6 protein-coding genes are annotated in these 21,222 nt (G+C 65.7%); 3 read left to right on the top strand and 3 right to left on the bottom strand.

Features of this window, described 5'->3' with window-relative positions; all coding sequences use genetic code 11:
* Positions 1 to 4 precede the first annotated feature (4 nt).
* On the bottom strand, positions 5 to 946 hold the full coding sequence (gene cbiB, locus NLM25_RS15990; RefSeq protein ID WP_254137579.1) for an adenosylcobinamide-phosphate synthase CbiB: 942 nt from the start codon (positions 944 to 946) through the stop codon (positions 5 to 7).
* Positions 947 to 1,067: 121 nt separating this feature from the next.
* Between cbiB and cobU the strand changes: the two genes are divergently transcribed.
* Genes cobU through bluB form a run of 3 tightly spaced genes read left to right on the top strand, consistent with a single transcriptional unit; the run spans position 1,068 to position 2,987 of the window.
* Positions 1,068 to 1,571 carry a bifunctional adenosylcobinamide kinase/adenosylcobinamide-phosphate guanylyltransferase gene (gene cobU, locus NLM25_RS15985; protein WP_254137578.1) on the top strand — a complete coding sequence of 168 codons (504 nt, stop codon included), beginning with the start codon at positions 1,068 to 1,070 and terminating at the stop codon, positions 1,569 to 1,571.
* Complete coding sequence (cobS, locus tag NLM25_RS15980; protein ID WP_254137577.1) at positions 1,568 to 2,350, top strand: adenosylcobinamide-GDP ribazoletransferase; 783 nt, start codon at positions 1,568 to 1,570, stop codon at positions 2,348 to 2,350. Before cobU ends, cobS begins: the two co-directional genes overlap by 4 nt.
* 4 nt (positions 2,351 to 2,354) lie before the next feature.
* Positions 2,355 to 2,987, top strand: a complete 633-nt coding sequence (gene bluB / locus NLM25_RS15975) for a 5,6-dimethylbenzimidazole synthase (RefSeq protein WP_254137576.1) — start codon at positions 2,355 to 2,357, stop codon at positions 2,985 to 2,987.
* A 157-nt stretch (positions 2,988 to 3,144) separates the two neighbouring features.
* Here the strand turns inward: bluB and NLM25_RS15970 are convergent, their stop codons facing one another.
* Positions 3,145 to 4,833, bottom strand: coding sequence for a ShlB/FhaC/HecB family hemolysin secretion/activation protein (locus NLM25_RS15970; RefSeq protein WP_254137575.1), 1,689 nt, complete (start codon positions 4,831 to 4,833; stop codon positions 3,145 to 3,147).
* 11 nt (positions 4,834 to 4,844) lie between these two features.
* Entirely contained in the window at positions 4,845 to 21,218 is a 16,374-nt protein-coding gene (locus NLM25_RS15965; protein WP_254137574.1) for a leukotoxin LktA family filamentous adhesin, read from the bottom strand.
* Between the last annotated feature and the right edge of the window lie 4 nt (positions 21,219 to 21,222).

Raw genomic sequence — 21,222 nt, 5'->3', positions numbered from 1 at the left:
TCTTTCACGCAAAGGCAAGGACCGCAAGCACACCGGCGAGCAGCAGCATGGCGCGGCGGTAGACCGTCAATCCCTCGCTGATGTCGGCGGCGAGCGGATCACGCGCGCCTTCGTTGAGCCACGGCTCGTTGGTGGCGCTGCCGTGATAGATGCGGGGACCGCTGAGGCGCACACCAAGCGCACCGGCCATCGCCGCCTCCGGCCAGCCGGCGTTGGGCGAGCGATGGCGGCCGGCGTCCCGCGTCATGCACGACAGCGCCTCCGATCGCCGCGGCGCCAGCAGCACGAACAAGAATCCGGTCAGGCGCGCCGGAATGAAGTTCGCGACATCGTCGATGCGAGCGGCGGCCCAGCCGAAGGCTTCATGCCGTTCGCTGCGATGGCCGATCATGGAATCCAGCGTATTGATGGCCTTGTAGCCCAAAATACCGGGCAGGCCGAACAACGCGCCCCAGAACACCGGCGCGACGATGCCGTCGGAAGCGTTCTCGGCGAGGCTCTCGATCGCCGCGCGCGCGATGCCGGCTTCATCGAGCGCGGCGGGATCGCGGCCGACGATGCGCGAGACCGCTTCGCGCGCAGCGGCGATGTCACCGGCCTGCAAGGGTGCCGCCACGGCAGCCACATGATCATGCAGCGAGCGCAAAGCGACCAGCGGCCACGCCAGGACGCCCACCAGCACGATCTGAATCCAGCCAGAGGGAAGCAAGGACTGAAGCACCCAGCCAAGCGCGACCGCGAGCGCAATCACCACGAGCGCCCCGGCGATGCCCGCGGCGCGGCGAAGCGCCGGTGGATCGGACGCGCGATTCCAGGCGGTATCGACGGCGGCGATCAGCCGGCCGAGCCAGGTCACGGGATGGCCGATCCGCGCGAACAGCCATGACGGCCAGCCCAGCAGGGCATCCACCGCCATCGCCACCACCATCGCGCCCGCAAAGCCCACATTTGCCTCCTGTCCCGCCCCTGTTGCGCAAAGCGAGGGGCGAGCGCAAGCCCCCGGCCGCCTGATTTCGGCTTTGTCTTTGACCACGATTGGTGATTAGTCAGGCTGACAGGAGACTTTGATGGCCGTCATCTTGATCACGGGCGGAGCGCGATCCGGCAAGAGCAAGCGTGCGGAAATGCGCACGCGCGCTTTTCCCGGACAGCCCGTCTATGTCGCCACGGCCGAGGCGCTCGATGCCGAAATGGAGGCGCGCATTGCGAAGCATCGCGCACGTCGCGGAACCGACTGGATCGAACGCGAAGTGCCGCTCGATCTCGTCAAGGTGCTGCTCGCAACCGACGGCGGCGGTGCAAGGCTGGTGGACTGCCTGACGCTCTGGCTCTCCAACCTGATGCATGCAGAGCGCGACTGGGAACGCGAGGTGACCGAGCTCTCGGGCGCCCTGCCCCGCCTGAAAAGCCCCATCGTCTTCGTCACCAACGAGGTCGGCCTCGGCATCGTGCCCGACAATGCATTGGCGCGCAGCTTTCGTGACGCCGCCGGGATCATGAACCAGATCATCGCGGCCGTTGCTGACGAGGTCGAGTTCGTCGTCGCCGGTCTACCGATGAAATTGAAATGATCCCGCGCGCCGAACTGTTCAAAGACATCGTCGCCGATCTCAGGATGGCGGCGTCGTTCGTCACGATCTTGCCGGTGGCATCCTCGAAGCCCGCGGGCGACGGCGCCGTCGCGCGGGCGACCTGGGCGCTTCCCGTCGCTGGACTGCTGGTCGGCCTTGCCGGCGCCCTGGTCTACAAGATCGCCAGCCGGTTCGGGCTGACACCGAACCTTGCCGCCCTGCTCGCGCTTGCGACGACCGCCCTCATCACGGGCACGCTGCACGAAGACGGCCTTGCCGACACCGCCGACGGGCTCGGCGGCGGCCGCACGCGCGAGCGCAAGCTCGAGATCATGCGCGACAGCCGGATCGGCACTTACGGCGTCTGCGCGCTGATCCTGTCGTTCGGCCTGCGCTGGAGCGCACTCGCGGCGATCGCTAGTCCCTGGGCCGTCGGGCTGGCGCTCTGCGCGGCGCATGCCGCGGCGCGCGCGGGCGTGCCGGCCTTCATGTCGCTGGTCCCGCCGGCGCGGCCGGACGGGCTTTCGGCGAGCGCAGGAGTGCCACCGGGCCGCAGCGTCGCCATTGCCTTCGCTGTTGGAACGCTCGTCCTCGCACTGGCGCTCGGGCCGGGCAAGGCGCTGGTCGGGCTGATCCTGCTGTCGCTCGCCGGCCTGCTGCTGGCGCGGCTTGCCATCCGCCAGATCGGCGGACAGACCGGCGACATCCTGGGTGCGTTCGAGCAGATCGGCGAGATCCTCATTCTGCTGGTGGCGGCGTCCTTCCGGATGGGAGGCTGATCTCATGGTCGAGTTCGACGACACCTTCCGCCAACATTTACGCGAACTGTTCGTGTGGCGCCGCGACGTGCGCCGTTTTCGCACCGATCCGTTGCCGGAGGGCGCCATCGCGCGGCTGATCGGGACGGCCTGTCTTTCCCCGTCGGTCGGCCTGAGCCAGCCTTGGCGCTTCGTCACTGTCGATGATGCTGCGCGGCGCACGGCCGTGATCGACGACTTCAGGGCCTGCAACGCCGATGCGTTGAATGCGTATGCCGGCGAACGCGCGGCGCGCTATGCCACGCTGAAACTGTCGGGCCTCGAACAGGCCCCCGGCCACCTTGCCGTGTTCGCGGACAAGGCCAGCGACATCGGTCATGGCCTCGGCCGCGCGACCATGCCGGAGACGACGGAATATTCCGTGGTCGCCGCGATCACCGCGATGTGGCTCGCCGCGCGCGCCGATAGCATCGGCATCGGCTGGGTCTCGATCCTGAATCCCGCGCGCATCCACACCATTCTCGACGTGCCCAATACCTGGAAGTTCATCGCCTATCTCTGCATCGGCTATCCCGAGACTGAATGCGACCGGCCTGAGCTGGAGCAGGCAGAATGGGAACACCGGCGCGGCGCGGAAGAGTTCACGCTGCGGCGCTGAGATCCCGCACCTCAAGTTCGTCAGCCAGACGCCAGCGGTTAGTCCATCCTCCGTCATTGCGAGCGTAGCGAAGCAATCCAGAGTCTTCCCGCAGAAAGATTCTGGATTGCTTCGTCGCAAGGGCTCCTCGCAATGACGACGGAGAGAGCGGATACCGCTACGACCTGCTTCTGCCGGCAACGGCCGCCACGGGCGCGGGGCTTTGCGGCTTCTCGAACATCAACAGCGGCCGGAAGATGACGCGGCCATAGGCCTCGTAATGGTTCTGGGTCGAGACCGCCATCTTCAGCGGCGTCGCGTAGTTCGCCTCGAACGTCATGAACGAGGCGTAAGTCCAGGAGAAGCCGATGCCGACCGAGGCAAGTTCGGTGACCCCGGGGAAGGTCGAATACACTCCGCCCCAATCGGTGAAGATGTAGGTGTCGAAACCTTTCAGCCATTGCGACCAGTTGTAGTGCAGCTCGGCGTTGAAATAGTAGCCGCTGTCGCCGGACGCCGAGTTGGAGGGATAGCCGCGCACGGTGGTGGGGCCGCCGATCGAGAAGATCTGGTCGCCCGGCAGCAGCTTCTCCTGCGTGTACTGCCAGCTCGCCAGCACATTGGCGCTGAAATTCGCCGGCCCTGCGGCGCTGGTCGCGAGCAGCGAACCGGTATAGGTGTTGAACGCGCGGTTGTTGCCGAGCACGTAATCGTGCCATGCGATGTAGTTCACCGCCGGCGACACCGTGATCGAATAGGTGTTGCCGGACTTGGTCACTGAAACACCCGCCGTCGTCTTGTCGTAGTGATCGTCGGTGACGGCGACCGTGGCGAATCGGCTGACCGTCTTGCCCTCGGTCAAGGCGGCGTTGAGCAGCACCAGCCAGTCCTGCGTCACCCAGACCGGCTGGCTGAAATTGACCGCGGCCTGGCTCGAGCGTCCGGTGACGTCGAGCGCGACGAACGGTCCCTGGATGATCTTGATCTTGCCCTCGGTGTAGCTGACGCCGGCGCGGCCGCCCCAGGGATTGACCGGGATGCTGTAGGCAACGTTGCCGTTGAGATTGCCGTCGGAGCGGACGCCGTAGAAGGTCAGGCGGTCGTCGACGCCGAACAGGCCGTGGCGCTTGTAGAAGGCCCCGCCCTCCCAGCGCCCGGTGTTCTCGACGCCCTGGTTGTCGGTGAAGAGCTGCAAGGTGTCGATCGGCGGCTCGATCACCGCGAACTGGAGGTCGGTGAGGCCGAAGCTCGTACCGGGCTGGAGCAGCGCCTTGATCTGCACGTCGTTGGTGCGGTTGAACCAGATCACGTCGCGATTGAGTTTTGGAACGTCGAGGACCTCGCCTTCGGGCTCCCTAACGCGCTGGAGGATGTAGTCGGCGCGGGTCTGCTTGTTGCCCTCGATGGTCGTCTTCTGGAGCCGGCCTTCGGTCAGCTTGATGCGGACGACCCCACCCTTGGCATCCTGGTCCGGCAGCGTTGCGATGCCCGTGACGATGCCGCGCTCGGTGTAGATCGCGTTGATGTCGGCGACGAGCTGCAACAGCGCGGCGATGTCGACGTTCTTGCCGACATATTTCTTCGCGATCTCGTCCAGCTCCGCCGGCGTGATGAATTTGGAGGACTCGAACTCGACCTTGCGCAGGCGGAATTTCGGCCCGCCCGGCTTCAGCAGCTGGGATTTCTCGCGCTCGGGGCCGATCACCGCCGGACCGGTGAGTTTTGGCGGCGCGCTCTGTTGTTCGAGCTGGCGGCGTTGCCGGTCGATGTCGTTCTGGATCACGCCGGGATTGATCGACTGGGCGCGCGCGGACGCCATGCAGCAAGCTGCAAGCCCGACCCCTAGCGCTGCCCCCCAAATCCGCATCCCGAATCCCGTTACCATGCCTGTGCGAGACGGCCAACCGCGGGCTTCGCCGTCTCAACCGCCGCATCCTTCCAGCCCGGACGCCCCGCACGCTGCCCGTTACGGCGCAGCTTGCGCAGGTCGCTCAGTCCCTCGATGTTGACGGCAGGACCGGAGCCGATGGTCTCGACCGGCCGCGGCGTCAGCAGCGCATCGAGCCGCGCCTGACCGGACAGCCCGAGCAGGTAGAACGTTCCGCCGTCTTTCTTCGCGAGCCAGGTCTCGATGCTCTCGTTGCCCTCGCCGTCGACGGGGATGTTGCGAACCATGCTGGCCCCGGTGAAGCCGTAGCAGCAGGTGTGGGTCGGCCCGTAATTGGTGACGCTCGCCGAGACGTCGCCGGTGTAAAACACGATATAGGCGTTGCTGACATTGGCGTTGCCGACCTGGCTCATCGTGAACACGCCGCCCGGCTGGTAGAGCTGGAGCGTCGGCCAGTTGGACGGCGCCAGCGTGCGGTTATTCAGCAGCACCTGCTGGGTCGCCGTGGTGAGCATCAGCTGGCCCGGGACATAGCCGTTCAGGATCGAGACGGCGTGCGCGTCGGTCCAGAAGTTCGCGTCCACCACCCTGAACTGGTTGACGATGATGCTGTCCGGGTCGATCCAGATATTGGCAGACTTCGCGACTCCGCCATTGTAGCCGGTGATGTTCATGACCAGCGGGATCGACGGGTTCGAGCGGACCTGCTCGCCCCTGACGTTGATCGTGTCGGCCGCGAGGTCGAGCTCCCTAACGACGCTGACCCAATTGATCGTCAGGTCACCCGACGAGGTCATCCTGATCGTGTCGCCGCTGATCCGGTCGAGCGAGACCGATCCGGCCACGTCGAAATGCGTATCGCCGTGGGCGGAGATCGATCCGCCGCGGAGCGAGCCCGTGTCGGACTTGACGTTGAGGTCGCCGGCATCGCCCGGGATGCCCGTCGTGGTGAGCTGGCTGAAGACGATGTCGTTCACGGCGTGCAGGGTCTGCGTGCCGCCGCTGATGGCGGTGCCAACGGTGATCCCGCCGGCCGTCGCGGTGACGTCGAGCGTGCCGCCGGCCAAGAGATTATCCCAATGAACAATTGTTCCGCTCAGGACTGCGTTGCCGGTCGAGGCCGTGAGGTTATGACCGGTGTTGGTGCCCGCCGCGATCAGCTTGGCCGAGCCATGGGCCGAGACCGAGCCAAGCGTGGTCACGCCGCCCGAAATCATCGTCTGCGCCAGGATGAAGCCGGCGTCGGCGGTGACGTTGACGTTGCCGGCGTCGCCGCTATTGCCGGTCGTCGTGAGCGACTTGAACGTCACATTCTGGGTCGCGTGGATCGTCTGCGAGCCGCTGCTCTCGGCGGTGCCGATGACGATGCTGCCGTTGTTCGCAATAGCACTGAAGCTGCCGCTTGCGCCGGTCGCCGTGCCCGCCGCCACCTGGTCGAGCGTCAGCCCGCCGGTGCCGATGATATCCACGTTGCCAGTCACGGCGGACAGCAGGATCACCTCGGCTTCAGTCAGTGCCTTCAGGTAGATGCTGCCGCCGCTGGCGCTGGCCGAGAGCCGCGCGGCGTTGACGGTAAACCGGTTTGCCGTGCTGCCGATGCCGTTCGACGCGCTCAGCGACACTTCGGCGCCCGCACCGGAGGCCACGAACTTGGTCTGGCCGTCGCCATTGTCGATGAGCGCGCCCAGCGAAGCGACGCCGCCCGCCGTGACGACGATCGACGGGGCGTTCGCGGCCGCCGCATAGGACAGCGACGAGTTCAACTGGCCGATGGTCGCATCACCCGTGGTGGTCACCGAGATCGGGCCGGCCGCGTTGATGGCCGAATAGGCGCCCATCGACAGCGTCGCGGCCACCAGCGTCACGCCGGCCGTGTTGCTGGTCGCAACCACCGGCGCCGCGCTGGTGCCGGCGGCGAAGGTCATGCCGCGGTTGGCGAGCAGCTGCATCAGGCCGCCGCTGGTGATGTCGGTATTGATGGTGAGCGCGCCGCGCGCGACATTGACCGTCAGCGCGCCGCCGGCCGTCAACGTCCCAGACGCGCCGCCGGTGCCGACCACGAGATCGCCTGTCACCGCGAGGATGCTGAGATCGCCGACGGCAGAACCGGTCACCGCGCCCGAGATGTTCACCTGCAGCGGCTGGAAGGTCGAGCCGTTGAAGCCGATGCTGCCGCCGGCGCGCAGGTCGAGGTCGGTGCCCAGGATGTGGATCGCCGAACGGTCGGTGAAGCCGGCTTCGGCATAGATGCTGCCGGTCGCGGCGAGCTGGATATCGTTGCCGGCGGCGATGTTGCCGAGGATGAGATCGCCGGTGGTCTGCTTGATGTAGATGCCCTGCCCCGACGAGACCTGGTCGAGCTGATCGTTGGCCGGGTCGGCGAAGGCGATCTGGAGCGCGTTCGCGTTGTTCGCCGGATTGCTTCCGGCCGTTCCCGAGGGCGCGCCGATATTGCCGTGCTCGGCGATCAGGGTCAGGTTGGCGATATCGCCTGATATTGCGGGGCCAGTCATGCCGGCGATGATGCTGTTCACGGCGTGGAGCTTGACGTCGCCACGGCCGGTCACCTCGATGCCGTTGGCGCTCGCCGCCGTCATCGGGCCGTAGTTTGCGGTGACGCCGCCGAGCGTCAGGCTGTTCTTGCTGCCGAGATAGATATTCGACAGCGCCTTGGCCGAGACCGCCGTCGCGTTGTCGAGGACGACGAGGTTCTGCTGCGACAGGCTGACCGTATAGGTCGTGACATGGGTCGTCGGGTCGGTGACCGCGCTGACCGTGAGCTGACCGGGACCGGCGGATGCCAGCAATCCCTTCTGCTCCGGTGTCAGCGACGAGGAATCGGCGCTGGTGAACGAGAACACCTGGGGCGCAGCCGAATTGCCGACCGAGCCGCGCGGCGCGTAGAGCATGATCTGGTTCGCGCTGATATTGGCCATGACGTTGTCGTCGATCGGCGGCGGTGTCGCGCCGACGGCCGACGAAGAGACCGTGTAGGCGAGCTGGTCATGCGTCCACTGCGAGCCCGCGGTGATGATGCTGTAGACTCGCTCGGTCGACGCAAGCGTGTAGCTGTAGGTCGCGCTGTAGGTGTTCAGCGCCGCCTGCAGCGCGGCGTTGGTGGGCAGGCGCTGATCGGCCGCCGCCACGCCCTGGAACAGGCTCGTGAACAGGCCGGACGAGAGCGTGCTGCCGAACACGGTCCCCAGCGCATCCGTGGGTGCGCTTCCGAGCAATGTCGTCAACCCGCTCTGGAGCTCAGCCGTCGAAATCTTGCCGAGCAGGAACTGGTCCTTCAGGTATCTGGTCGTGGCCTCGACCTTCATCTGCGTCGTCGAGACGTTCGCCGGATCGATGCCGAGCTTGGCAGCCACCTGCGCCCGCAACACCGTCAGGCCCACCGAGGTCGGATTGTAGGTGCCGTTCGCGAAGGCAATGTTCTTGAGCTGGAAGTAGTCGTTGTAGGCCGCCGTCACCATGGACTGGTAGCTGTTGACGGCAGCGGTGGCCGGGTTGCCGTTGAGCAGGTTGAGGTTGTTCCAGACCTCCTGGAGATGCGCGCTTTCGGCGGCGGAGATACCAACTGCCGCCCGGCCGTTCAGGATGCTGGCCTGGTTGCCGTCGGAACCGGCTGCCGCCAGGAAGACCGGCCCGCCGGTCGACTGGATCGTGCCGATCCGCAAATCGCCCTTCGACTGGACGATGTAGGTGCCGGTGGCCGAGGCGCTTTCGAGAACGCCGCCATCGACGGTGCCGTCGGACTGCGTCGTGCCCGTCGCCTGGATCACCAGCGGATTGATGTTGGTCAGCGTGGACGCATTGTTGACGACGCTGCTCGTCGCACCGATCGCGCCGCCGGAGGAATTGATCTCGATGTTCTTGCCGATCACGACGGGGTTCGCGGCGTTATACGGGGCTGCCGAGTTGATGTCACCGGTCGCCGAGATGAAGACGCTGCCCTGCGGCGCGCGGCCGGACACACCCGAATTGACCGCCACCTGGTTGATCGAGAGCGAGCCGACGGCCGCGATCGCGATGTCGCGGTCGATCGAGGTTGCGGTCAGGCTGCCACCGTAGACCTGGACCTGGACAGGAACGCCGTTCGCGCCGAGCGAGCCGATGCCGCCATCGGCCTGCAGCGTCACGTTCTTGCCCGAGATCATCGGATTGTTGGCGTTCGCGCCGGAGGTGATTGCCGAATTGGCGCCGGTGGCGATGACCGTCGTATTACCCGAAAGGTTGTTGATAGGACCGTTGATGACGATGCCGGAGTTCGAGCTGACGCTGACCGTGCTCGCGCCGCCTCCGCTGAACTGGATGTTGATCGGGTTCGACGCCTTGACCGTGTTGGTCAGCGTCAGGGTCAGGTGATCGTAGATCTGCTGATACCAGTTGTAATGCCCGTCCGCACCGCAGCACTTGTCAACCGTCGTGTTGTAGCCACCGTTATGATAGCCGCCGGTCGCCGTGATCACTTCCTGGAAGTTCGCGGTCTGCAATTGGCCGGTGTTGCCGCCACCGCCCGTGGCCTGCATCACGTTCTCGACCAGGCTGACGGTGCGGGTCCAGTTCTCCCCTTGCGCATTCGGCGTGTAATGCCAGCCATAGTCGAACTGCGTGCTGGTCGCCGGACGATCCAGCGTCGCCGTGTCGACCCACTGATAGTACATGTTGGGCTTCACGGTGTACTGGATGCCCGCCGTCCCGCTCATGCCGGCCAGCATCCCGGCGGTGTAAGTGCTCGCATTGACGCCGGCCGTCCGGTACGTCGACACCTGCTGAGCGCCCGCCGCGGAGGGATTGTAGACGTACCACGTCGTCTGCTGCTGGAGTTGATCGACGATCTGGATCACGCTGGGCGCGCTGACGCCGGTGTTGATGGTGTTGGTGACGAGCTGCAGCCCGGTCGAGTTGTTGACTGTGATCGAGCCGGCACCACCCTTGACCGCGATCGTGCCCTGAGGCGTGCCGTCGGTCGAGGTCGAGATGATCTTGCCGTTCAGATAGACATAGCCGCCCGAGCCCTGCACCACACCGTTGACGAGGACCTGATCGGTCAGCGCGTTGTACCGCACGCCGATCTTGATGTCGGTGTCGACCTGCTTCGTCACGGCAGATGTGATGTCGTAGTAGCTGCCGTTGCGCGCATTGGCCTGGGCCTGGAGGAAGTCGGCTCCGTTGTTGCGGGTCTTGAGGTCGTTGATGGCGGACAACGCAGAGCCGCCGATGTCGACCGAGTAGTTGCTGCTCGTACCGCTCTGGATGAGGCCGTTGACGTTGATGACCCCCGCCGAAATGATGATCGCCTTGCCGAGAATGAAGGGCTCGTTCACGGGGTTCTGGTATCCCGACGGCGTGGTCGAGGCCCAGTTCGTGCTTGCGTTGGTGTTCGCAGTCCTCGGCGTGATCACGTCGTTCTGGATATTGACGACCTGGAAGTAGGCTCCGCATCCCGCGCAATTGAACGGCGAGTAATACGTGGCCGTGCGATTCTCGGTGACGGTGTGGCCCTGGGCATCCGTGGACGTCACTGTGTAGTCATAGGTCGAGTTACTGAAGACGCCTTGGCCAGCATAGGTGTCCCGCTCCCACGGCGCGGTGACGATCGGCTGGACCGTCGGCCCTTCCATCGCCGCGAGCGTGGCGGTGCTGCCCACACTGCCGCCGCCTCCGTTGGGCGTACCGTTGCCCATCGGCAGGAAGATCGCCGAATAAAGCGACAGGCCGTCGTAATAGGTCATCAGCATGCGCGCGGTGAAGACTGTGCTGTTGGCAGCCGTTTGCTGAACGCCGGAATTCCCGTCGACGCAGCAGTAATAGAAATACGGGTGGTTGCCGCCTGCGGCGATATGCGGGGCGGTATTGTAGTCGCCATAGGCGCCGAGGAAGGTCGCCGCCGCCATCACCGCCGTCAGCGTATCGTTGCTCGCCGGCTTGTACTGGACACCGGCCCATTGCGCGGTGACGTCATGGTTGGAGTTGTAGAAGCTGCCGATACCGCCGAGGAAGACGAACGAGCCGTTGGGTGCCACCATCTGGATGGTCGCGGCATTGAGCGACTGCGAGGCGACGATGCTGCCGAGATTGTTGGTGATCTTGAGCAGACCACCCTCGTTGGTGACGATACCGTCGAAATAGATGTCGGGCTTGCGGGTCAGCTGGTTGCCGCTGCCGTCGACGCCGAGCCCGCTGTCGGGATCGACGCGGTTGTAGGTCGCCGAGATGTCGATGATCGGCGTCGCGCTCGGCGTGGCGGTGAAGGTCACGTTGGAATGCGAATCCGGATCGACATGGTCGATCTGGCGATAGGTGATGTTGCCGCCGGTCACATCCGTGACCGTGAGGTTCGCGAAATCCATGAAGTCGAGGCCGCGGTTCTCGACCTTGATCAACGGCGAGCCGCGCGCGATGACCGCCGGCGCCGAGTGACCGGCGAGGCTGTTTCCGGTCAGCTTCTGCGCCAGGATCGAGACGTTGCCGGCGGACACCAGCATGTCGCCGAACGCAAAGGCGTTGCCGCTGGCATTGGAGGTATACGGCACCTGCTGGATCAACGCGTTGATCTGGCGCTGGATGTCCCCGGTCGCGTCGGCGCCGGCCGGCGCCATCGTGGTGGGATTTGCGGTCGTCGATGTCGCGAGCTGGGCCCGGACCTGCGCGTCGGTCAGGCCGGTCAAGGTGATGAGCTGGTTGACGATGTTATCGTAGGGATTGAAGCTGCTGACGATGGTGTATTGCACCGTCTGGTGGTTCCAGCTCTTCACCGGGCTGAAATGATCGACGTCGGCGACGTATTCGAGCGTCGATGACAGCGACGAGTACGGGCTCGTCGTGCTCAGGGTCGGCGCGCTTGCACCGAGCTCGATCAGGATGGTCAGGTCGCTGTTGATGCCCGCCACCACTAGGCCGTTGAGCGCGACGTCGCCGGTTCCGCTGGTGTGGCTGTGGTTGTCGCTGTTCTTGGCGCTGAAGATGTCCAGATAGGGATTGTAGTTGCTGCCGTTGCCGGAGGCGGTGACCTGCCCCTGCGTGGCGCCCAGATAGATGTCGCGCACGCCGAGTACGCGGGAGCCGTCGGCAAGCGTCAGGCTGCTGTCGCCACTGGCATTCGCCCTGCCGCGGTACAAGGCGGAGATCGGAATCGCCGTGTTGTTGTAGACGACCGTCGTCGCCGTCGCCTGGATGCTGCTGAAGGTGATGGTGTCGCCCGACATGCCGGCGAAGATATTGATATCCCGCCAGGCCTGGATCGTCGTGCCGCTGTCGACCGTGACATCCTGATCCGCGTGGACCCAGCTATTGGTGCTGGCGCCGACGCCGGCGATCGCGCCGTAGAGGCTGGCATTGGCATAATTGGACGCCGACATCTTCGCCGCCGTGCCGATGAAGATCTTGCCGACGCTGAACAGCTCGCGGGCATGGATGTTGACCTGGAGCGTGGCGTTCGCCGTCATATTGGACTCGGCACCGCCGCCGGCGAAGAAGCTGGCGGTGGCCAGGCTCGCCGTGTCCACGGTGTTCAGCGTGTTGTAGGCCTCGATGTCGATCACGCCCGTCGAAACCCGCGGATCGCCGTTGAGGCTCAGGATCGTCCCGGCGCCGATATTGGTGGTGACGTTCTGAGTGACATGGGAGTCGCTCAGCGCCGCCGCGCCCGAGAACGAACCGCCGGAGCCCGAACGCGCGCCGCCGCCGGCCTGGTTCACGATGTCGTTGGAGATGACGACGATATCGCCGCCATCCGTATTGATGATCAGATGCGTTCCGATCTCGGCGGTGGTGGTCGAGGTGACGTCGTTCTGCGCCTTGCCGGCGGAGACACCGGCCGTGGACGCCTGATAGGCGTCGCCGTTGGCCAAATAATTGGTGGTGTGCGTGGCCTTGACGCTGAGACCGCCGAAATAGAGCGTATCATCGGTCGTGCCGCCGTCGAACCGCGCGTTGGTGACCGCGGTCGAGCTGGTCGTGGCGACCGCCGCCGCGCCGGCATAGGTGCCACCCGCGCCGACCAGCGCTTCGGAGACGTTGGTGTCCTTGCCGGTGGCGGTGATCTGAAGGATGCCGGTGTAGTTGGCATGGCCCAGGGTATCCATGTCCGCGGGCGCGCCGAGATAGGCGTAGGTGTGCGCGCTCGAGGACGTCTGCGCGACGGTCGCACCCAGCGCCAGGAACCCGGTCGAGAGACCGGTCGCTTTCGCATATTGGGCACTGTCATTCTCGGCCGCGATGACCACGTCGGCATTGGGAAGCCGGATCCCGACTCCGCCATAGGCGCTGACCGTCGCGTTCTCCGACGCCCTCGCCCAGCTGCCCTGCGCGCCGATCAGCGAGCCGCCACCGCCGGCGAGCGCATAGGCGTAAGTCGTGGTGCCATAGAGCGTTGTCGTGGTTCCGTCAGGATTGTTCTGCGTCCCGATGATCGGGACGAGCGCCATGGCGGTCACGCCGAGCGCGCCGCCCGAGAAGATCGCGTTGTCGCCGACATCGGCCGTAACAATGGCTCCGACCGTCGACTGGGCGATGGCGACGCCGACGGCACCACCACCCACCGAGACGCCAATCGCCTCGCTCGAAAGATTGGGCGTGATCGACGCCGTCACCATCGTGCCGGCATCGGTCGCGGACGTGGTGATCGTGGAGCCGGAGCCGATCTCGGCCTTAACGGTCGAATTCTCGTGAGCCTCGGCATCCGCACCGACGCCGGAGAGGATGCCGCCGCCGAGCGCCGTCGCCGTCGAGGACATTTTACCAGCGCCGGCTGCCCCGACCGAGAGCGTCGACGTATCGACGACGGCATTCGGCAACACCTTCGCGGCCACCGAGCTCGATCGTCCGGCCGTTGCGACGGAAGCGCCGACAGCCGCGGCACCGGCGCTGACGCCGCCCGTGAAGACGACCTGGGTCGAGGAATCCATTGCCATGACGGCAACGCCATCACCGCCAGTGCCGGTGACCTGGCCGCCAAGCTGGGCCGTCACGGTATTGGCGACATTGCCGACCGCAACGGCCGCCTGCGCGCCGAAATAGAGCGCAGCACCGCCGGCGATCGACTCGGTGTCGATGGTCTTGCCGCCATAAGGTCCGGTGGTGGCGTCCTTGACGACCGCGGCAACGTTCACAGTCGGCGCGGAGACGATCGCGCTCAGGTTTGCGAGCACGCTGCTGTTGACGCTGGTGTAGCCGATGCCGGCGCCGATACCGACATTCTTCGCAAAGCCGGCGCCGAGCAGGTACATCTTGTTCGCGTTGGCGCTGGTGGCGCCGACATTGACCTCGGTGCCCGTGACGTTGCCGCCCGCGATCTGCGCGGTGACGCCGTCATTGCCGCCGGTCAGCACCGTGCTGACGTCGTAGGTCGAGGTGGCGTTGGCATTGCTCGGATTGCCGGCCGTCCCGCTCGCGACCGCGTCGCTGCCGTGGCTGGTGCTGGTCCTGGCATTGACAGCCGCGATCGTGCCGTTGCCGCCCTGATTGAGCTGGCCGGTCTGCTCGCCCTGCGTATCCGGATCGGCGGTGTTGGTGCCAATGATGATGACGCCAACAGTCGCGCCGATACCGACGCTGCCGCCGGCACCCACGGTGACCGCGTAGGACAGCACTTCCTTGGTGCTGATCGCGCCGACATTGATCGCGCCGGACGAGTTCAGGTCGCTGTTGCGGCTTTCCGCCGTGGTCTGGCTCTTGAAGACGAGGACATTGGCCGCAGCGCCGATGCCGACGCCGGCACCGCTGGCGCCGACCGCGAGCGCACCCGCGATCTCCTTGATCGCAACGTCCTCGGTCGCATTGATGGTGACGGCACCGGCCGCCCCGCCCGTCACCGACTGCAGCGTGGTGTCGTAGACGCCCGCGATGGTCGTGTTGTTGGCGATCTCGATATTGGCCATGCCGGCAATCGCCGCCGTTCCGGTCGAGAGCGCGCCGCCGACCGAATAGGCCTCGAAGCGGTTCTTCGTGAGCGCCTGGACGTTCAGCGCGCCACTCAAATTGAGCGCGGTCGTGTGTGCGGCGCCATTGCCCTGGTAGTGCCACTCGTCGCCGACATAGGCTTCGGTCCGGTTCGACGAGACCTGGACCAGGAATGCCGCGCCGATCGCGGCCTGGCTGCCATAGGCGCCGGAGCCGTTCGCGGAGAAGATACCGGTGTAATTGTTGGCGTTCACGGTCAGTGAGGCGGCTGTCGTGGCGCCGCCGTCGACATAGGCCTCGGTCGTGGCCTGGAAGACGTTCAGCCCGACCGAGCCGGTGTTGAACCCGGTCGCGATCGAGGATGCATCCTGCTCGGCATTGGCCTTCACGGTAACGGCGCCGGCCGTCGGGCTCGACGACTGGACGCCGCCGACCGTGGCGTTGGTGATGTAGGCGAAGGTGTCGCGGGCCATCGTCGTGGAGATGATGGTGGCGCCGCCGCCGCCCTGGCCGGTGGGCGGCACGATGCCGAAGCCGAACGCACCGGAATAGGAGAAGCTCGATGCTGCGACCGTGATCTGCGGCGCCAGCGTCGTGGAGGTCAACCGCGTGTCGATCGCCGCGCTGTCGATATAGGCCCGGGTCGCCCCGCTCATCACATTGGTGATCGGGTTGATCATGATAGCGATGCCGCTGCTCGCGGCGAGCGAAGCGACATTGGTCGTGACCGCCTGATGCGAGCTCGCAGCCACGGCAAGGCCGCGCACGGTGTCCTGGTTCTCGGACAGATCCGGCGTCGAGTCGCTCGGCGCGTGGGCGGTGCCCAGGTCGAACGCATGGACGAGCGTGCCGTTGTTGACGGACAGCGTATCGGTCGAACTGGTTCCGAGTGCATCGACCTTGGTGTTTGCGCCGCTGATATAGGCTGCGGTGGTCCCGGTGATCTGGTTGGTCACCAGCGAGCCCGCGCCGCCGGCCGCGCCCTTGCTGATCGATACGGCGCCGGCAAACACCGCCACCTTGTCATTGTTGTTGGCGATCACGCCGACATTGTTTGTGGCGGTGACGTCGGCGCCGTTGATCCCGTTGGTGCCGGCCGCCGTGATGTTGGCGGTGACATTCGTCCCCATCAGGTTGGTGGCGACGGAGCCTGCAAGCCCGACCTGCGAGGACATCGCGATACCGACAGCGACCGTCGAGATGCTGGCATTCGAGCTCGCTCCGACGGCGACGTTGCCAGAGGCGGTCAGCTTGGAGCCGGTGACCCCGGCGCTGACATTGTTGGCGATGCTGCTGTTGACGAGCGCCAGGCCCGCGGCGCTGCCTTGCGTCGAGGCGCCCGCGACGGCCGCAGTTCCGGTGATGCTGGAATTGTCGGTCGCGGAGACGGAAATGTTGCGGGCCGTGACGGACGATTGCGTCGCGCTGGACAGGTTGTTGCCGATGGACGCCGAGACGGTGTTGGCGATCGAGCTGATCGTCGTGCCGCCGACGCCCGCAAACTGTCCGGTTGCCAGACCGAAGCCGATCGTGACCGCCTGGATTTTCGAGGAATCGACCGCGCTCACGCTGACATTGCCGTTGCTGCCGGCCGACATCAGGACGTTGGCGATATAGGCCGAATGCGTGGTTGCGATCGTGTTGTAGACGATCGAGGCGCCGACATTGTTCTTGCCGGCCTGGATCAGGCCCGCGACGGAGATGATGCTGGCGCCCGGGCCGTTACCCGTGCCCCCGTTGAGCGCGGCCGCGCCGAAGTCGATGCAGTTCTGCCCGCCGGTGCCGCCGGCGACCGTGCAAGTGTCAGAGGCGAGATGATTGTTGTTCGACTTCTTGACAAGGTTTCCGAGCGCCGTATCCAGCGCCGACACCGCGCCGCTGTCCGCCAGCACCGTCACGCGGCCAACGTCGATGCTCACCGTCGCGCCGCTGTTGATGTAGGCCGTCGTGGTGGGCGAGATCTCGCTGACGACGACCGCGCCGGCAAGGCTGTTGGCGCTGGCCCCTCCCCCGCCCGAGGCCGCACCAGCCGCAATCACGCTGGCGCTGTCGGCCATCACCAGCAGAGTGTCGTAGTTCGAGATTCCGGTGCTACGGATATGCGCGTCGGTGGCGTTGCCGCCCGAGGGATCGGCGATCGACGCATAGGTCAGCCCGATGCCGACGCCGACCTGGCCACCCGATAGATAGAGCGAGCCGCCGCCGATCGCGATGTTCGTGGTCTGGTAGGCGTCGACCTCGAGTGCGCGGTTGACGCCGGTCGCCTGCCCCGTGATCGTCGAGCTCTCGATATAGGCGTTGGCGCTGTCGGTGATGATGCCGACTGAGGCCGACAGCGACGCCGAATTGGATCTCGATCCCGCCACGCCGAGAGCGACAACGGTTTCCGAGCCGCCATTGAGCGCCTGCACCGTCACCGAACTCTGGTCGTTCATGGTGGTGCCGTAGATATAGGCGAGCGTCGCGTTGTTCGACATCGCCGACGCGATCGCGCCGCCGATCGCAGCCCCGGTGGCGGACGCTCCGGCCAGATTGAGCGCCGCGGAGCCGGACCCGTTGTTGAGCATGGTATCGTTGAGCGCCTGAACGATCGTATTGGTCGTGACAGCGCTGGCCGTGGTGTATTTGTTGACCGTCGTGTTCTTGATATAGGCGCTGGTGCCGAGCGAGACGTCGCTCACCGACGAACTGCCGGCGAGATCGAGGCTGAAGCCGCTGGTGCTCGATCCCGAGGTCGAACCGATCTTGCTCACAGCCGTCGTCACGCCGGCAGTGCCTCCCGTCGCGGCGGCGCCGGCAGCGCCGGCCTTGTCGGAGAAACTCGACGAGGCCGGATCGGAGACGGCGGCCGCGACCGCAGCCGCGGTGATGCGCCCCGACGTGGTCGCGCTCAGCGTGAGATTGTCGACGTTCACCGCCCCGCTTCCGCCGCTGGTGCCGGCGAACGGATCGTTGGCGCTGAACACGCCGGGCCGGATATCGGAATGGTTGTCGCCGATATAGGCGGAGGTGTCGGTATTTGCGCCGAGATAGGCGACCGACAGGCCGACCGCCGAACCGCCGCTGCCGTTGTAGCTCATCGCGCCGGACAGGGTCACGACCGACAGGTCCTGCTGCGCCAGGATGCCGAAGGTCGGGGCGTAGACCGTGGCCTGGCTCGAGATCGACGCATGCGTCGTGTTGTTGAGGAAACCGAGCGAGGTGATGCCGTTCAGCGCCAGCGTGCCGGCAGCCTTGCCGGAGGACGGCGCGACAGCGACGAACTGGTCAGAGGTGATCGCGTTGACGGCGATGTCGTCCGCCGCGCGCAGCGTCGCGCGGTCCGAAACGCCCGCGATGGTGTTGGTCTTGAACTGGACGAGATTGAGCGCGCCGCCCACCGACGAGCCGCCCGAGGTATTGCCGAACAGGAAGCCGAGCGTGCCGACATTGCCGGCCGCGTCGATCGACGCCATGGTCGTGGTCGCCGCGATCTGGATGCTGGTGTCGTAGGTATGGACGTCACCGTTGTTTACCGTCGCGGACCAGCTGCTGCCGCAGGCCGCGGTGGTGCAAGTCGCGGTCAGACTGGCGCTGCCGGCCACCCAGGCCGTCGTGTTGTTGTTGACGACGAAATGGTTCATCGAGCCGGCGAGGCCGATCAAATCGCCAGCGTCGGCCGTAGCGTTGGCATAGCTCGTCAGGATATTGCCGCCAACGCCGAGATTGCCGTTGAGATGGCCGAGGACCTCGGTCAGTCCGTCCCACTTCAGCCAGGTATTGGTGATCGGCATCGAGGTGGTGGCCTCAACGGCGATGTTGGCCGCGTTGACGGTGGTGCCGCTGCCGATATAGGCGTTGGAATTGTGGTTGAAATTGCCCCAGGCGACCGCCGCGCTGATCGCGACGCCCTCGCCGCTGGTGACGTCCTTGGTGATCGCGGAAGCCGTCGCATTGCTGCGCACGCCCCGATCGATGAGGGTGCTGACGACCGCGACGTTGCCGCTGACATAAAGGCTGGGCGCGCCGCCACTCGGATTCTGGCCGATCGATGCCGTCGCGTTTTCAGTGCTGTTGGCCAGCGACAGCGCACCGGCGGCCTTGAAATTGAAGTTCACCGGCATCAGCGAGACCATCTGCTGAGCCATCATCCCCGTCAGGCTGGGGCTGGAGACCAGGAACTCCTGGATCGCGCCGACCAAGGCCGGCGTACCGACAATGGTCGACGCCATGGTCGAGTTGCTCGTCGTGTTCGAGGTCGCTTCGACCAGAACGGAGCCGTTCATCCGCGACGACGCGCTGGTGCCCAGCGACGAGCCGAGCTTCGCGGTTGCGGATGTGGTGACGTCGCTGATCGCGAGCGCCCCGCCAACACCACCGCTGGCGGTCGGCGTGCTCAGCGCAATCGACGTGGCGCCGGTCGAGAACGAGTTGTTGTTGATCGCCCGCACTGTCAGCGAGTTGCCGGATGCATTCACGGTGCCGACGGAAAGGTTCGCGCCGGTCGCGACATTGGCCGTGGTCGAGACCGAGCCGGTGGAATAGGCCACCGTCTCGACGAATTGCGCGCTGGAGGTCGCTGCGACCGCGGTGACGGCCATCGTTGCATCGTTGATGGCGTGGATGCCGAGGTTGCCGCCTGCGCTGATCGTGGCGCCGGAGGCAACATTGGTGCTGACATTGCCGTCGATCTTGCCGACGACAGCGGCGGCGCCGATCGGCGAGCCGCCGATCAAGGTGCTCGCAATCGCCGGATCCTGCGCCGTCTCCGAACCATGCGAGGCGATGGAGACGTTGCCGGTGCCGTTGATGTTGGCGTTGCCGTTGATATTGACCGTGGCGGTGGCGCTCGCGGCCACGTAGCCGCCGTTGATGCCGAGCATCGAGGCCGCGAGCGTGGTGCCCACCAGCGTAAAGAGGCCAGGGACCGAGCTCGTGAAGCTGGACGACGCCGTCGAGACCGATGCGATCGTGATGTCGCCGCCGGTGATCCGGCCGTCGACCGTAATTCCCGAGGTCGCAGTGGCTTGGCCCGACAGCTTGCTGTCGCTCGCCGTCGCCGCGAGCGTCACATTGCCGCTGGTGTAATGCGTGCTGGCGGAGTTGACGGCCTGCGCGAGAATTTGCGCGCCGTTCTGGATATCGATTATCCGCGCCTCTATCCGGATGTGGTTGGCATTGCCCGTCGAATAACCATTGGCATCGAGATGACGGGTATCGACCACCGCGTGGGCCGCCAGCGTGACCGAGTTGTCTGCCTGGAGCAGGTAGGTGGCACCGGCGCTGAGCCCGTTGAGCGCCGCCGCGACCGAGCTGTTCGACAGCGTCACGCCGGTGTCGCCCTGGGCGGCATCACCCACGACCAAGTCGGTCGGATCGATCAGCAGCGTGCCGGCCTTGCCGTTTTGCGCGCTGAGGTTGACCTCGATGCCCTGGCCGATGTCGATGATTCCGTTCGCGCTGAAGTCGACGAGACCGGCATTGCCGGTCTTCGCACTGGCGTCGAACTTGGCCCCGCCCGCGACCGTCAGGTTCTGCGCCGCTTTCAGGCGGATCTCACCGGCGCTGCCGTTTGCGCTTGCGATGTTGAGATTGGCTCTCTTGCCGACATCGATGTTGTTGCCGGCCTGCACCGTGATGTTGCTCGGCGTCGCGGTCTTGCTCTGCGCGGTCAGGCGGCCGTTGACCCTGGCGTTGTTGACCGCGCCGATGTGGATCGAGCCGTTGCTCACGGTGATCGAGCTGGCGCTGCGCAGGCCCTTGGAGTTGACCGAGGCTGCGAACTTCGCGGCGTGATCGAGGTTGGCGATGTCGCGCTGGGTGGCGCCGCCGACATAGACGTTCTGCCCGGTCAGGCGCACGCCGTCCTGGGCGTTGACGCGGCCGTAGATGCGGATGTTGCCGTCGGGCGAGACCGGGAACGAGCCGGCCATCAGATTGCCGACCGCGGACTGGTTGATCTGCCCGCCTGCGCCGATCAGGCTGTCGGTGAATTCGCGCGTCGGTGTCGAGACGTTGAGGCTGCCGACGTTCACGGTGCCGGAACGGCCGACCACGAAGCCCTTGGGATCGGCGAAATAGACGTTACCGCCGATCGCACCGTTCATGTACGAATTGAGCGTGCCGTTGACGTAGACCGGCGCGTCGCGAACGATGTTGACGAGGTTTTGCGTGCCGGTCGGCAGCTGCAGATTGACGGTGTTGCCCTGCCCGACGCTGAACTGCGAGAACGAGTTGAAGGCGTTGTTGCCCGAAACCGTCGACGTCGTGACGTTGGTGACGCTGCCGGAGGTCTGAAGGCTGGTTCCGGTGCGCCCGTCGGGAACGATGACGTTGGCCGTCTGCGCCTGAACGCGGACGCTGTACACCGGCAGAAAGACCATCTGCATCGCGCAGAGCAGCGACATCGAACGGAAGCGCGCGAGCCCCCGCAGTGCCGTCAGCTCGTCATTGCCTCGCGTCGCAGACGGTCCGCGCATTTCA

The organism is Bradyrhizobium sp. CCGB01 (genome assembly GCF_024199795.1).
Lineage (GTDB): Bacteria > Pseudomonadota > Alphaproteobacteria > Rhizobiales > Xanthobacteraceae > Bradyrhizobium.
Note: the sequence above shows the minus strand (reverse complement) of the source record. Positions and strands in the feature narration are given on the sequence as shown.

Coding starts and splice junctions, on each gene's coding strand:
- cobU (WP_254137578.1), top strand. CDS start 1,068: ATGGCCGTCATCTTGATCACGGGCGGAGCGCGATCCGGCAAGAGCAAG.
- cobS (WP_254137577.1), top strand. CDS start 1,568: ATGATCCCGCGCGCCGAACTGTTCAAAGACATCGTCGCCGATCTCAGG.
- bluB (WP_254137576.1), top strand. CDS start 2,355: ATGGTCGAGTTCGACGACACCTTCCGCCAACATTTACGCGAACTGTTC.
- NLM25_RS15965 (WP_254137574.1), bottom strand. CDS start 21,218: ATGCGCGGACCGTCTGCGACGCGAGGCAATGACGAGCTGACGGCACTG.
- NLM25_RS15970 (WP_254137575.1), bottom strand. CDS start 4,833: ATGCGGATTTGGGGGGCAGCGCTAGGGGTCGGGCTTGCAGCTTGCTGC.